The organism is Sphaerisporangium siamense (assembly GCF_014205275.1).
Lineage (GTDB): Bacteria > Actinomycetota > Actinomycetes > Streptosporangiales > Streptosporangiaceae > Sphaerisporangium > Sphaerisporangium siamense.
The window spans coordinates 1,514,167-1,527,935 of record NZ_JACHND010000001.1 but is presented as its reverse complement, the minus strand read 5'-3'; the positions used below and the strand labels follow the sequence as shown (position 1 = coordinate 1,527,935).

Genomic DNA, 13,769 nt, shown 5'->3' with positions numbered 1-13,769 from the left:
TGTGTGCAGACGATCCAGCAGGAGACCGTCGCAGAGGTACGGTCGCAGTCACCTGCGGCCGACGTCGCCGTGCTGTGGTTCGGCTCCCGCTTGGGGATCGTCGTGGCGGCCGCGGTCGGGGCCGGGACGCTCGTCGCGGACCAGGTGCCCTTCCTGGAACGCTGGCAGCGCTGGGACGCCAAGCTGCTGGTGGACATCGCGAAGTACGGCTATGACGGCAACCCCGGGGCCGACCCCGATCTCGGGCTGCCCGCCTTCTTCCCCGGGATGCCCCTCGCGCTGCGCCTCGTCCACGTGATCGTGCCGAACTGGTCGCTGGCCGGACTGCTCATCTCGCTGGCCGCCGGGCTCGTCGCCGTGGTGGCCCTCGCCCGGCTCGCCGACTTCGAGCAGCCCGAGGGTGCCGGACGGCGGGCCGTGCTGGCGCTGCTGCTGTGCCCCACGGCGGTGTTCCTGTTCGCGGGGTACACCGAGTCGCTGTTCCTGGCGTTCGCGATCCCGGCCTGGCTCTGCGCCCGGCGCGAGAACTGGACGGCCGCCGCGCTGCTCGCCGCCGGGGCGTCCTGCGTGCGCATCACCGGACTGTTCCTCGCGCTCGCCCTGATCGTGGAGTTCGTCATGCGGCGCGGCAGGACGCGCGCCGCCCCCTGGCTGCTGGCGCCGTTCGTGCCGCTGGTGCTCTACTCGCTCTACCAGTACACGCGCACGGGCGACTGGCTGGCCTGGCAGCACGCCCAGCAGGCGGGCTGGGGACGCGAGATGGTCTGGCCGTGGCAGTCCTTCTGGACGACCTTGCAGATGGCGAACGGGGACGGCCAGTTCGCCTGGGCGTTCCGCATGGAGCTCGCCGGCGCGGTGGCCGGGGTCGCCGTGGCGGTCTGGCTGCTCGCCGCGCGCCGCTGGAGCGAGTTCGTCTACGTGGGGCTCCAGCTCGGCGCGCTGCTGTTCTCGGCGTACTACCTGTCGATCCCGCGGGCCGCGCTGCTCTGGTGGCCGCTCTGGGTGCTGATCGGACGGGTCTCGGTGCGGCGGCCGATGGTCCTCGTGGTGTACGCCTTGGTGGCCGGGCCGTTGATGGTGCTCAACACGATGACGTTCATCGAGGGGGCCTGGGCGGGCTGACGCCTGTACCCACTTTCCCGCCGGAATAATCCAGGGGATTTATCCACAGGCTGTGGATCAAAGCCGCTCACGCAGGAACGCGATGTCGGCCGCCTGCCCGTCGGAGGGCGTCTCCACCACCACGGGCGCCCCCGCGGCCCGGCACACCGCCAGGATCAGCTCCGGGTCGATCTGCCCCTTGCCGAGGTTGGCGTGGCGGTCCGCCCCGGAGTCGAAGGCGTCGCGCGAGTCGTTGCAGTGCACCAGGTCGATGCGGCCGGTGATCGCCTTCACCCGGTCGACCACGTCCACGAGGTCTTCGCCGCCCGCGTGCGCGTGGCAGGTGTCCAGGCAGAACCCGACGTCGAAGCCGTCCAGCGCCTCCCACAGCCGGGCCACGCGCTCCAGCCTGCGGGCCATCGCGTTGCCGCCGCCCGCGGTGTTCTCGATGAGGACCGGGACGGGGGTCTCCAGGCGCTCGAACACCTTGCGCCAGTTGTCGAAGCCGATCTGGGGGTCGTCGTCCTTGTTCACGTGCCCGCCGTGCACGATCAGGCCCTTGGCGCCGATCGAGGCCGCCGCCTCCAGCTGGCCCGCCAGCAGCTTGCGGCTCGGGATGCGGATGCGGTTGTTCGCCGTCGCGACGTTGATGACGTACGGCGCGTGGACGTAGACGTCGATGTCGGAGGCCTTGAGCGCGGCCGCGGACTCGGGGATCTCCGGCCCCTTCCAGCCCTGCGGGTCACCGAGGAAGAACTGCACGACCTGCGCGTCACGCGCCGCGGCGTGGGCCAGTGGGTCGTCCCTGTCGACGTGAGCTCCGATGCGCACCATGGGTCGAGCGTAGCCGTTTCGACGACCTGACCAGGGGCAGTGGGGGCACCGGGTTGGTACGCCCGCAGACCCGCGTACCACGACATATAGGAGACGACTGTGGCCTACCGCCGCCGCGGAATCAGCCTCTTAGGTCTGATCTATCTCATCATCGGCATCTACGTCGCCTGGGTCCACGACTACATCACACCCAGCCTGCTCAAGAAGGTGGCCCAGGCACTGCTCGCGGTCCTGCTGTGGTTCCTGGTCCTGCTCGGCGTCGACCTCCACATCGGAGGCTCGTCATAGCTTCTGCCATCGCACCGGCGCGGGCGCATCGGGGGCGCCCCGCCGTTTCCGGCGTGTGCGGCTCAGGGAATGAACCCGCCGTGGTAGATGCCCAGTGCCGCGCCGACGAAGGCCCCCACGATGCCGACGATGTTGAGCGACCGCTCCGCCGTCGTCGCCGAGATGTACTGCGCGTACAGCCCGCCGAGGAAGCCCAGCACGCCCGCCCATGAGGCGGCCATGTGCAGGTCCACGACGAACCCCGTGACCAAGGCGAGCACGCCGAGGGTCAGCGTCGCCGTCGTCATGATGTTCTGCAGGGGATGCCTCTTGCCGTCGGTGTTGAGTGTGAGGCGGTGTCGGCCCAGGGGATGCGACATGGCGGTCACCTCCCTCCTCTCTTCTTTTTGTGCCGTTCCCCTTACGACCCGTCGACAATCGCGTGGACACGGTCGGTGACCCTGGTAGACTCCTTGGGCTGCGCTTGCTACGCGTGTCCTCATCCCGCGTGGCCGCTCCCCTTCCGGAAGCGGGGGCGAAGGCGTCGGCGTCCTCCTGTCACGGCACGGTGTCGTGACCGCAAGAGTCCAGAGGAGGTTGGAAGTCCGCATGCGTCGATACGAAGTGATGGTCATCCTCGACCCGTCCCTCGATGAGCGCACGGTCAGCCCTTCGCTCGACCAGTTCCTCGGTGTCATCCGCAACGACGGCGGCACGGTGGAGAAGGTCGACGTCTGGGGCCGTCGCAGGCTGTCCTACGACATCGCCAAGAAGGGCGAAGGCATCTACGCCGTCATCGACCTCACGGCCGAGCCGGCCACGGTGAAGGAGCTGGACCGCCAGCTCAACCTGAACGAAGGCATCCTGCGCACCAAGGTGCTGCGCCCGGACGTCCACTGAGTCTCGGGACACGCCGAAGCCCGGCTTTTTGTCGGGCCGGGGCCGTACTCTGAGGCCCAACAGGCTGCGCGGATTCACGCGGGAAGGCGAGAGCGACCATGGCAGGCGACACAACGATCACCATCGTCGGCAACCTTGTCGACGACCCCGAGCTGCGTTTCACCCCTTCGGGGCAGGCCGTGGCCCGGTTCCGCATCGCGTCCACTCCGCGGTTCCTGGACCGCCAGTCCAACGAGTGGAAGGACGGCGAGAGCCTCTTCCTGACCTGCAACGTCTGGCGACAGGCGGCGGAGAACGTCGCCGAGAGCCTCCAGCGCGGCATGCGGGTCATCGTCCAGGGGCGGCTGCGCCAGCGGTCCTACGAGACCAAGGAAGGCGAGAAGCGCACCGTCTACGAGGTCGAGATCGACGAGGTCGGCCCGTCCCTGCGCAACGCCACGTGCAAGGTCAACAAGACCGCGCGCCAGGGCGGCGGGGGCGGCGGCTTCGGCGGCGGTGACGACCCGTGGGCCTCGGCCACTCCGGCTCCGCCCGGCGGCGGCTTCGGCGGCGGCGGGGGCGGGGGCGGCGGCGGCGGCAACTACGGCGGTGGCGGTGGCGGCGGTGGCTACAACCAGGGCGGCTACGGCGGCTCCGGCGGTGGCGACCTCAGCGACGAACCGCCCTTCTGACCGAACCATTCATCCAGTAACCGAGCGACCATTCCCGCATCACGCGGGGCTCTCTTAGGAGGAGCACCACGATGGCGAAGCCGGCACTGCGCAAGCCGAAGAAGAAGGTTTGCCTGTTCTGCCACGACAAGATCTCTTACGTCGACTACAAGGACACGGCGCTGCTGCGGAAGTTCATCTCCGACCGCGGCAAGATCCGTGCCCGCCGGGTGACGGGCAACTGCACCCAGCACCAGCGCGACGTGGCGACCGCGATCAAGAACGCTCGTGAGATGGCCCTGCTGCCGTACACGAGCACCGCGCGCTGACAGGAGGCTTGGGAGACATGAAGCTCATTCTCACCACCGAGGTCTCGGGCCTCGGCGCCCCCGGCGACATCGTCGAGGTCAAGGACGGCTACGGCCGCAACTACCTCATTCCGCGCGGGTTCGCCCTGCGCTGGACCCGCGGCGGCGAGAAGCAGGTCCAGTCGATCAAGAAGGCGCGTGACGCCCGCGACATCCGCGACCTGGACACCGCCAAGCAGGTCGCCGGGCGCCTCGGCTCCCTGCGGGTGACGCTGAAGACCCGCTCCGGCGAGTCCGGCCGCCTGTTCGGCTCCGTCACCACCGGCGACATCGCCGACGCGGTGAAGGCCGCCGGCGGTCCCGAGCTGGACCGCCGCCGTATCGAGGTCGCCAGCCCGATCAAGAGCGTGGGCTCGCACCGCATCTCGGTGCGGCTCCACCCCGAGGTCGTGGCGAACATCGATGTCGAGGTCCTCACCGCCTGAGCGGTGCGCGACCAAGCTTGTGAGGGCCCTTCTCCCCTGGAGAAGGGCCCTCCGGCTTTCCCGGGGAGCCTCCGTGGCGGCCCGCCCCCGCCGTGCCGGGTCGGCTTCAGGAACAGTATGGTTTCAGCATCAATGGCCTGAAATGGGCGAATCTTTGGTCACCGATATCCTGAGCGACGAATTCGCTCGCCAGGACCCCCTTTGGAGGCGTGGATGCTCCGTCCCTCGATGCTGCCGATCCTCGGCGCGCTCGCGATGGTGGTGGTGGCATGCGCTCCGGCCGACGACACCACCTCCGCGTCCGGCTCGCCGTCCTCGGCCGCGCCCTCGGCGTCGGCCTCCTGCGCCAAGGACCAGCTCAAGCTGCTCAAGCCCGGCACGCTGACCGTCGGCACCGACAAGCCCGCGTACGAGCCCTGGTTCAAGGACGACGAGCCGTCCAACGGCGAGGGGTTCGAGAGCGCCGTCGCCTACGCGGTGGCGGGCAAGCTCGGCTTCGCCAAGAGCGAGGTCGCCTGGACGGTCGCCCCCTTCAACTCCGCGTTCGCGCCCGGCGCCAAGCAGTTCGACTTCGACGTCAACCAGGTCTCCATCACCCCGGCGCGCGCCAAGGCCGTCGACTTCAGCGACGGCTACTACACGGTCAAGCAGGCCGCGGTCGCGCTGAACGGCTCCAAGTACGCCACCCCGGCCTCCCTGGCCGACCTCAAGGACGCCAAGATCGGCGTCCAGGTCGGCACGACGTCCCTCACGGCCGTCAAGAGCGCCATCCAGCCGAGCGCCCAGCCGAACGTCTACAACGAGCAGATCGACGCCGTGAACGCCCTGAAGAACAAGCAGGTCGACGTCCTGGTGGTGGACCTCCCGACCGCCTTCTACGTCACCGCGGCGCAGGTCGAGGGCTCGAAGATCGTCGGCCAGTTCGGCAGCGACGAGGGCGCCGCCGAGCAGTTCGGCCTGGTCTTCCAGAAGGGAAGCGCGCTGGTGCCGTGCGTCAACGCGGCGATCGGCGAGCTGCGCTCCAGCGGCGAACTGGCGAGCATCGAGACCCGGTGGCTCGGCTCCGCGGCCGGGGCCCCGGACCTGAAGTGAGCCACCCCGGCGAGCCGCCGGGCCCGCTCGCGGCGGACGCCGCCGGCGTGCCCGGCGCCTGGGTGAAGAGCGGGCGCCAGCGGGAACGCGAGCGCCTGCGCCGGCGCCGGGAGCTACGGTCGGGCTCGGTGGCGTCCGTCTCCACGGTCGTCTTCGTCGTGCTGGTGATCTATGTGGTCACCGCCTCGCCGGGCTGGCCACGGGTCAAGGAGACCTTCTTCGACGCCGAGCGGTTCGCCGACGCCTTCCCCGACGTGCTGTCCGGCTTCCTGCTCAACATCAAGATCTTCCTGATCGCCGAGCCGCTGATCCTGATCGTGGGCCTGCTGGTCGCCCTGGTGCGCACCGTACGGTCGCCGCTGTTCTTCCCGCTGCGCGCCCTGGCCGTGCTCTACACCGACGTCTTCCGCGGCATACCGACGATCCTGATCATCTACCTGGTCGGGTTCGGCCTGCCCGCGCTCGAACTGCGGGGCATGCCGTCCGACCTGGCCGTTCTCGGCATCATCGCGCTGACGCTGTCGTACGGTGCCTACGTGGCCGAGGTGTTCCGGGCCGGCATCGACTCGGTGCACCCGAGCCAGCGGGCCGCCGCCCGGTCCCTCGGCCTGACCCACGGCCAGTCCATGCGGTTCGTGGTGCTGCCCCAGGCCGTGCGCAGGGTCGTGCCGCCGCTGCTCAACGACTTCGTCTCCCTGCAGAAGGACACCGCCCTGGTCGCGACGATCGGGCCGCTGGAGGCGCTGCGCCAGGCGCAGATCCACGCGGCCGACACCTTCAACTACACCCCCTACCTGGCCGCCGCGCTGCTGTTCATCGCGCTCACCGTCCCCATGGCCCGCTTCACCGACTACCTGGCGGCCAGGTCCCAGAGGCGGCGAGGCGCATGAGCGGCACGGACGCGGGCGGGACCGTCCTGCGCGTCGCGGGGGTCTGGAAGCACTACCACCGGCACAGCGTGCTGCGCGGCGTCGACCTGTCGGTGGACTCCCACGAGGTGGTCTGCCTGATCGGCGCCTCCGGGTCCGGCAAGTCCACGCTGCTGCGGTGCGTCAACCTCCTGGAGACCGTGGACGACGGCACGATCCATCTCGACGGGGACGAGATCACCGACGTGCGGGCGGATCCGGACCAGGTGCGCAAGCGCATCGGCATGGTCTTCCAGTCCTACAACCTCTTCCCGTCCATGACCGTGCTCGGCAACATCACGCTCGCGCCGAGGAAGGCGCACGGCGTGCCGAGGGGCCGGGCCGAGGAGGAGGCCCGCGAGCTGCTGGCGCGCTTCGGCCTGGCGGACAAGGCCGGGGCCTACCCCGACCGGCTGTCGGGCGGCCAGCAGCAGCGCGTGGCCATCATCCGTGCCCTCGCCACCCGGCCGCGCCTGCTCCTGCTGGACGAGGTGACCTCCGCCCTCGACCCCGCCCTGGTGGGCGAGGTGCTCGACATCATCCGCGAGCTCAAGACGACGGGCATGACGATGGTGCTGGCCACGCACGAGATGGGGCTGGCGCGCGACATCGCCGACAAGGTCTGCTTCCTGGACGGCGGCGTCCTGCTGGAGCAGGGCCCGCCCGAGCAGATCTTCACCGAGCCCCGCGAGCCCCGCACCCGCGAGTTCCTCAGGCGCGTGCTGGACGCCAGGCACCTCTGAGCCGGCCCCGGTGACGCCCGTCCTAGGCTCCCGTGACGAGCCAGGCGCGGCCGTACGCGCGCGCCCCGAGGGTCAGCAGCCGCGCCGCCATCCACACCCCGAGCGCCAGCCACAGCGCCACCAGACCGCCTCCGGTGTGGACGACGGCGTACGCGGCGGGCAGGTAGGCAGCCGTGGTGAGCGCGGACGCCCAGGCGAGGAAGCGCCGGTCGCTCGCCCCGATCAGCACCCCGTCCAGGACGAACACCACGCCCGCGACCGGCTGGAGCAGCGCCACCACCCACAGCACCGACACCAGCTCGGCGGCCACGGCCGGATCGGCGTCGAACAACCCGGGGAGCACCGGGCGGGCCAGCATGATCACCACGCCCAGGACGACGCCGTAGCCCACTCCCCAGATCACCATGGTGCGGGTGGCCGACCGCGTCAGGTGGGCGTCCCCGGCACCGAGCGTCCGCCCGGTGATCGCCTGGCCCGCGATCGCGATCGCGTCGAGCGCGAAGGCCGTCAGCGTCCAGACCTGCGTGGCGATCGCGTGCGCGGCCAGCGGCGCGTCGCCCATGCGGGTGGCGACCACCGTGGCGACGATCAGCACGACCCGCATGCACACCGTGCGGATCAGCAGCGCGATCCCGGCCGTCCCCGAGTCGCGGATCCCCGCGGGGTCGGGCCGCATCGGCACGTGGTGCCGCCGGGCCGCCCTGATCACCACCAGGACGTAGACGACGGCCCCGAGCGTCTGGGCCAGCACGGTGCCCCAGGCCGACCCGGCGATGCCCCAGCGCAGGACGAGCACGAAGACGGCGTTGAGCAGGGCGTTGAGCACGAACGAGCCGACGGAGACGGCCAGTGGGGTCACCGTGTCCTGGAGCCCGCGCAGGATGCCCGTCCCGGCGAGGATGATCAGCATGGCGGGCGTGCCGAGCAGGCTGACGCGCAGGTACGTCACGGCCTGGCCGGAGACCTCGGGGGAGGCGCCGAACAGCTCGACGATCCAGGGGGCGAGCGGCCAGCCCGCCGCGATCAGCACGACGCCGATGCCGGCCGCCAGCCACAGCCCGTCGACGCCGCGCTTGACGGCCCGGGGCAGGTCGCCCGCGCCCACCTGCCGCGCCACGGCGGCGGTCGTGCCGTACGCCAGGAAGACGCAGACGTTGACCAGGGAGGTGAGCGCGGCGCCCGCGACGCCGAGCGCGCCGAGGGCGCCGGTGCCGAGGCGGCCGACGATGGCGTAGTCGGCGAGGATGAACAGCGGCTCGGCCACCAGGGCGCCGAAGGCGGGGACGGCCAGCCGGAGAATCTCCCGGCCGCCGACGCGGGAGGTAAGAGCCACCTGGTTATTTTGCCCCTTACGTCCCCGCCACGTGTGTCCGGGGTCACCGCTTCCCGCGTGTCCTTCCGAGCTTTCTTTCTTCCACAGCTCGTGGACAGTGTTTTCCCTGCTCAGACAGGGGTGTGTACAGAGGGCTGCAGGTTATCCACAGAGTTGTCCCCAGCGTGCCCACATGTCGCGCCGGGAAGTCCCCACGTTATCCACAGCTCATCCACACCGTTGTCTACAGCATGCGTTGCCGGTTGTCGCGGAACCGGCGAAACTGTCACCCCGGCTACTTCGGGGGGCCGGGAACACGCGAGGAGGGCGCCCGGTGAGCAGTGAGACGGCACCTGCCTTCGACACCCCCTTCGAACGCACACCTCCCAGCAACATCGAGGCCGAGCAGTCCGTGCTGGGCGGCATGCTCCTGTCCAAGGACGCCATCGCCGACGTCGTCGAGGTCCTGCGCGCCGACGACTTCTACCGGCCCGCCCATCAGATCGTCTACGACGCCATCCTCGACCTGTACGGGCGCGGCGAGCCCGCCGACTCCGTCACGATCTTCAACGAGCTGTCCCGGCGCGGCGAGCTCGGCCGCGTCGGCGGCGGCACGTACGTGCACACCCTCACCAACGTCGTCCCCACGGCCGCCAACGCCGGCTACTACGCCAAGATCGTCCGCGAGCAGGCCGTGCTGCGCCGGCTCATCGAGGCCGGCACCCGCATCGTGTCCTACGGCTACGGCGGCAACAACGAGGAAGTGGACGACCTGGTCGACCGCGCCCAGGCCGAGATCTACGCCGTCACCGACCGCCGCACCAGCGAGGACTACCGCCCGCTCTCCGAGATCATGCCCGGCGCCCTGGACGAGATCGAGGCCATCGGCAGCCGCAGCGGCCAAATGGTAGGCGTCCCCACCGGCTTCCAAGACCTCGACGCCCTCATGAACGGCCTCCACCCCGGCCAGATGATCGTCGTGGCCGCCCGCCCGGCGATCGGGAAAAGTACCCTAGGTCTGGATTTCGCCAGGTCTGCCGCTATTCGTCACCATATGACCACCGTGGTGTTCTCGCTGGAAATGTCGCGGAACGAGATCACGATGCGGTTGTTGTCGGCGGAGGCTCGGGTGAGTCTGCAGACCATGCGGTCGGGGACGATGAACGATGACGACTGGACGCGGCTGGCGCGGCGGATGAGTGAGGTGGCCGAGGCGCCGCTGTTCATCGACGACTCGCCGAACATGTCGATGATGGAGATCCGCGCCAAGTGCCGGCGGCTGAAACAGCGGCACGACCTGCGGTTCGTCATCGTGGACTATCTGCAGCTCATGAGCTCGCCGAAGAGGACCGAGAGCCGCCAGCAGGAGGTCTCCGAGATCTCGCGTGCGCTGAAGCTGCTCGCCAAGGAGCTGGAGGTCCCCGTGATCGCGATCTCCCAGCTCAACCGTGGTCCGGAACAACGCACCGACAAGCGCCCCCAGGTGTCCGACTTGCGTGAGTCGGGTTGTCTGACGGCGGACACCAGAATTCTGCGAGCCGACACCGGATCCGAGGTGTCGTTGGGTGAATTGCTGGAATCGGGTGCGCGCAACATCCCGGTATGGTCCCTCGATGAGGGGCTTCGGCTGGTTCCGCGAGTCATGACCCACGTGTTCTCCAGCGGTGTCAAAGAGGTTTTTCGCTTGCGCATGAAATCCGGACGACGCATCGACGCGACCGGGAATCATCCCTTCATGACATATGAGGGATGGCGCCCGTTGGATGATCTGCGCCCCGGCGTGCGTGTAGCGGTCCCTCGCCATGTACCCGCACCTAAGAATCTGAACGAGTGGCCGGACGATAAGGTCATCGTGCTGGCGCACATGATCGGTGATGGATCTTTCGTGCGGAGACAACCGATTCGCTACGCCAGCAAGGACGAGGCGTGCCTGGACACGATGACGCGCGCGGTCAAGCACTTCGGCATCACCGCGGTTCAGGACGACTACGCAGAAGCGAGGGTCACGACCCTGAGGCTGCCTTCCCCGTACCGGCTCACGCATGGCAAACGTAACCCCATCGCCTCGTGGCTGGATTCTCTCGGACTCTTCGGTCTCCGGAGCCATGAGAAGTTCATCCCAGAGGGCGTCTTCTCTCTGCCGAGGAGGAAGATCGCACTCTTCCTGCGACACCTGTGGGCGACAGACGGATGTGTCTGGTGGGACGAGAAGTCCTCGCAGTCCAGGATCTACTACAGCTCCACGAGCCGTCGGCTCGTCGATGATGTCGCTCGGCTTCTTTTGCGTTTCAACGTGATGACCCGTCTGAAGGAGACGCGCAAGGGTGATCACAAAGTGTGTTACCAGTTGCACATCTATGGTGCCGAAAACCAGCTCCGCTTCCTTGACGAGGTGGGCGTCCACGGTGAGCGTTCGAGGCATGCAGTTCAATGCGCCGACGAGCTACGGGACCGTAGAACGAATGCCAACGTCGATACCGTTCCCCGCGAGGTCTGGAGCCGGGTCCGTGGCATTATGCATGAGAAAGGGATGACGCACAGGCAATTTGCCGCCGCGCTTGAGACGCAGTTCTGTGGCAGCACCATGTGGAAACATGCTCCGAGCCGAGAGCGTCTGAGTCGGGTGGCCGCGGTCCTGGACGATGCGGGACTGGAGATGCTGGCGACGAACGACGTTTTCTGGGACGAGGTCGCCTCCGTGGAAAGCCTCGGCGAGCAACCGGTCTACGACGCCACGGTGCCGGGCACTCATAACTTCGTGGCGAATGGCATCAGCGTCCATAACAGCATCGAGCAGGATGCGGATGTGGTGATCCTGTTGCACCGCGAGGACGCCTACGAGCGGGAGTCGCCGCGGGCGGGTGAGGCCGACCTGATCGTGGCCAAGCACCGTAACGGGCCGACCGCCACGGTGACCGTCGCCTTCCAGGGGCATTACAGCCGCTTCGTGGACATGGCTCCGCACTGATCCGCGGTCCCCGCCGGACGACGTCGTGGCGGGCGTGGACCGGGGCTCCCGGACCTCAAGTAACCTTGAGGTCAAGCGAGGGGAAGCGGAGCGTGCCGGACATGTCGGATTCACTAGCGCCGCGGGGGCCGGAGCTCACGGTGGGGGAGCTCGCCGCGCGGAGCGGGGTCAATGTCTCCGCGTTGCATTTCTACGAGAAGCAGGGGCTGATCAGCAGCCGGCGCACGACCGGGAACCAGCGGCGGTACCGGCGTGACATGCTGCGCCGGGTGGCGCTGATCCGCATGGCCCAGCGCGTCGGCATTCCCCTGGCGGACATCGCCGAGGTGCTCTCCCTGTTCCCGCCGGACCACATTCCCACCCGCGCGGACTGGCAGCGGATGTCGGAGCACTGGCGCGAGGAGCTGGACGAGCGCATGCGCCGGCTCCAGCAGCTACGCGACGACTTCACCGACTGCATCGGCTGCGGGTGCCTGTCGATCGACCGGTGCCCGGTGATCAACCCCGGCGACGAGCTGGGACGGCAGGGCCCGGGGCCGCGCCGGCTGCTGAAGGGCGCTCAGAGCACGACGCGCGCGTGCGTCGTCAGCCGGCCGTCGTCGGAGAGCATGTGCAGCGCGAACCCCGGCGGCATGTCGAACGACAGCGGCGGCATGGCCGCGGACTCCTGCGGCAGCAACGCCTGCGAGGCGACGCCCGGCGCGACGTAGACCGGGCGCCCGGCGAACGTCGTGGCGGCGGCGGTGTGCGCGTGCCCGACCAGGACGCCCGCCACCCGCGGATGGGCCCGGACCAGCTCCTCCAGCCGCTCGGGCTCCAGCAGGCCGATCTCGTCGACGTAGGGGATGGCGACGGGCACCGGCTGGTGGTGCATGCCGATCAGCACCGGACCGGGGGCCGTGCCGAGCACCCCGGCCAGCCAGCGCAGTGTCCCGTCCTCCAGGCGGCCCTCGTTCCGGCCCGGGATGCTGGAGTCGCACAGCGCGATGGTGACGTCGCCCACCCGGAGGACCTGGTCGACGGGCTCGGCGCCGCCGTCGGCCTCGCCGAGGAACACCTTGCGGAACTCGGCCCGGCTGTCGTGGTTCCCCGGGCAGACGACCGAGGGGTAGGGGAAGCGCAGCAGGTCGCGGGCGATCTCGTACTCGTCCGCCGCGCCGTGGTCGGCGATGTCGCCGGTGACGAGCACGGCGTCGATCGGGCCCGCGAGCCGGGAGACGTGGCCGACGACCCGTTCGGTCCGCTCCACGCTCCGGGGCGAGCCGTCGAGGTGGACGTCGCTGATGTGGGCGAGGGTGATCACAGGATCGAGGATGTCACAGCGTCGCCGGCGCCGGGTTGCGTCGCCGCGGCGGATCTGAGGATCTCGGCGGTGCGCCGGTCGGCGGGGAAGAACGACTCGATGGCCAGTTCCGCCAAGGTGATGTCGAGCGGGGTGCCGAAGGTGGCGATCGTGCTGAAGAACGTCAGCTCGCCGGCGTCGTGGCGCAGGCGCAGCGGCACCACCAGCTCGCCCGCCCCGGCGAGCTCGGCCTCCTCCGGTTCCGGCTGGTCGCACGGGTAGGCCCGCACCTCGGCGTACAGGGCCTCCAGCTCGGGGTCGGCGCTGAAGGCGATCTGGCGGCGCAGCCGCCCGAGCAGGTGGGAGCGCCATTCGCCGAGGTTGACGATGTGCGGGGCGAGGCCCTTCGGGTGCATGCTGGCCCGCAGCACGTTGGCGGGCGCCGCCAGCAGTTCCGGGTCCACGAGCGAGGTGAGCAGGCCGAGGCTCACGTTGCCCTCCACGAGGTTCCAGCGGCCGTCCACCACGACCGCCGGGTACGGCTCGTGGCCGGCGAGGATCTGCCGGAGCGCCGCGCGCACGGCGGTCATCCCCGGCGCGTCCAGCGTGGTCTCGGAGAACTCCGGCGCGAACCCGGCGGCGAGCAGCAGGCGGTTGCGCTCGCGCAGCGGCAGGTCCAGCTCCTCCGCCAGGTGCAGCACCATGTCGCGGCTGGGCTTGGAGCGTCCGGTCTCCAGGAAGCTCAGGTGCCGGGTGGAGATGTCGGCCTGGATCGACAGGTCGAGCTGGCTGAGCCGGCGGTGCTCGCGCCACTGGCGCAGGAGCTCGCCTACGGGCCGCCGGGAGAGCGCCGTGGTCGTCATGACCTGAGGCTATGCGCGACCGTGACGGGTGCGCGATTACGCGTGAGGTAACCGGC

General features: G+C 69.5%; 15 protein-coding genes and 1 pseudogene. 11 read left to right on the top strand and 5 right to left on the bottom strand.

Features of this window, described 5'->3' with window-relative positions; all coding sequences use genetic code 11:
• Positions 1-3: 3 nt before the first annotated feature.
• Positions 4-1,122 carry a mannosyltransferase family protein gene (locus BJ982_RS07115; protein WP_239122962.1) on the top strand — a complete coding sequence of 373 codons (1,119 nt, stop codon included), beginning with the start codon at positions 4-6 and terminating at the stop codon, positions 1,120-1,122.
• Positions 1,123-1,179: 57 nt separating this feature from the next.
• On the opposite strand, the gene BJ982_RS07110 is transcribed toward BJ982_RS07115, so the two are convergent.
• Positions 1,180-1,935 (bottom strand): deoxyribonuclease IV, encoded by a 756-nt coding sequence (locus tag BJ982_RS07110; RefSeq protein ID WP_203959055.1) that lies wholly within the window; start codon positions 1,933-1,935, stop codon positions 1,180-1,182.
• Between the two features lie 99 nt (positions 1,936-2,034).
• Here BJ982_RS07110 and BJ982_RS07105 point away from each other — a divergent pair, with 99 nt between their 5' ends.
• The gene (locus tag BJ982_RS07105; RefSeq protein ID WP_184877689.1) at positions 2,035-2,223 is read left to right on the top strand and encodes a hypothetical protein; all 189 of its coding nucleotides are present in this window, start codon (positions 2,035-2,037) and stop codon (positions 2,221-2,223) included.
• A 62-nt stretch (positions 2,224-2,285) separates the two neighbouring features.
• Here BJ982_RS07105 and BJ982_RS07100 read toward each other — a convergent pair whose 3' ends face one another.
• A complete protein-coding gene (locus BJ982_RS07100) occupies positions 2,286-2,582 on the bottom strand; it encodes a hypothetical protein (RefSeq protein ID WP_184877687.1) in 297 nt (98 codons plus the stop codon).
• 229 nt (positions 2,583-2,811) lie between these two features.
• Between BJ982_RS07100 and rpsF the strand changes: the two genes are divergently transcribed.
• From rpsF to BJ982_RS07065, 7 genes are all read left to right on the top strand, one after another.
• On the top strand, positions 2,812-3,102 hold the full coding sequence (gene rpsF / locus BJ982_RS07095) for a 30S ribosomal protein S6 (protein ID WP_184610342.1): 291 nt from the start codon (positions 2,812-2,814) through the stop codon (positions 3,100-3,102).
• 98 nt (positions 3,103-3,200) lie between these two features.
• Positions 3,201-3,773 (top strand): single-stranded DNA-binding protein, encoded by a 573-nt coding sequence (locus BJ982_RS07090; RefSeq protein WP_184877685.1) that lies wholly within the window; start codon positions 3,201-3,203, stop codon positions 3,771-3,773.
• A 71-nt stretch (positions 3,774-3,844) separates the two neighbouring features.
• On the top strand, positions 3,845-4,081 hold the full coding sequence (rpsR, locus tag BJ982_RS07085) for a 30S ribosomal protein S18 (RefSeq protein ID WP_061256131.1): 237 nt from the start codon (positions 3,845-3,847) through the stop codon (positions 4,079-4,081).
• 17 nt (positions 4,082-4,098) lie between these two features.
• Positions 4,099-4,545 carry a 50S ribosomal protein L9 gene (rplI, locus tag BJ982_RS07080; RefSeq protein ID WP_184877683.1) on the top strand — a complete coding sequence of 149 codons (447 nt, stop codon included), beginning with the start codon at positions 4,099-4,101 and terminating at the stop codon, positions 4,543-4,545.
• 213 nt (positions 4,546-4,758) lie between these two features.
• Positions 4,759-5,637, top strand: a complete 879-nt coding sequence (locus tag BJ982_RS07075) for an ABC transporter substrate-binding protein (protein ID WP_184877682.1) — start codon at positions 4,759-4,761, stop codon at positions 5,635-5,637.
• A complete protein-coding gene (locus BJ982_RS07070) occupies positions 5,634-6,527 on the top strand; it encodes an amino acid ABC transporter permease (RefSeq protein ID WP_239122963.1) in 894 nt (297 codons plus the stop codon). The genes BJ982_RS07075 and BJ982_RS07070 overlap by 4 nt, the downstream gene beginning before the upstream one ends.
• Positions 6,524-7,288 carry an amino acid ABC transporter ATP-binding protein gene (locus BJ982_RS07065; protein WP_184877680.1) on the top strand — a complete coding sequence of 255 codons (765 nt, stop codon included), beginning with the start codon at positions 6,524-6,526 and terminating at the stop codon, positions 7,286-7,288. Before BJ982_RS07070 ends, BJ982_RS07065 begins: the two co-directional genes overlap by 4 nt.
• Positions 7,289-7,310: 22 nt before the next feature.
• On the opposite strand, the gene BJ982_RS07060 is transcribed toward BJ982_RS07065, so the two are convergent.
• Complete coding sequence (locus BJ982_RS07060) at positions 7,311-8,621, bottom strand: MATE family efflux transporter (RefSeq protein WP_184877677.1); 1,311 nt, start codon at positions 8,619-8,621, stop codon at positions 7,311-7,313.
• On the opposite strand from BJ982_RS07060, the gene BJ982_RS39055 reads away from it, so the two are divergent.
• Positions 8,533-11,568, top strand: coding sequence for a replicative DNA helicase (locus BJ982_RS39055; protein WP_311772235.1), 3,036 nt, complete (start codon positions 8,533-8,535; stop codon positions 11,566-11,568). The genes BJ982_RS07060 and BJ982_RS39055 overlap by 89 nt on opposite strands.
• Positions 11,569-11,669: 101 nt before the next feature.
• A pseudogene (soxR, locus tag BJ982_RS07050) lies at positions 11,670-12,119 on the top strand (redox-sensitive transcriptional activator SoxR); the annotation flags it as partial.
• An 8-nt stretch (positions 12,120-12,127) separates the two neighbouring features.
• Here the strand turns inward: soxR and BJ982_RS07045 are convergent.
• Both BJ982_RS07045 and BJ982_RS07040 read right to left on the bottom strand, forming a co-directional pair.
• On the bottom strand, positions 12,128-12,871 hold the full coding sequence (locus BJ982_RS07045) for a metallophosphoesterase (protein WP_184877673.1): 744 nt from the start codon (positions 12,869-12,871) through the stop codon (positions 12,128-12,130).
• Positions 12,868-13,713, bottom strand: coding sequence for a helix-turn-helix domain-containing protein (locus BJ982_RS07040; protein ID WP_184877671.1), 846 nt, complete (start codon positions 13,711-13,713; stop codon positions 12,868-12,870). The genes BJ982_RS07045 and BJ982_RS07040 overlap by 4 nt, the downstream gene beginning before the upstream one ends.
• Positions 13,714-13,769 lie beyond the last annotated feature (56 nt).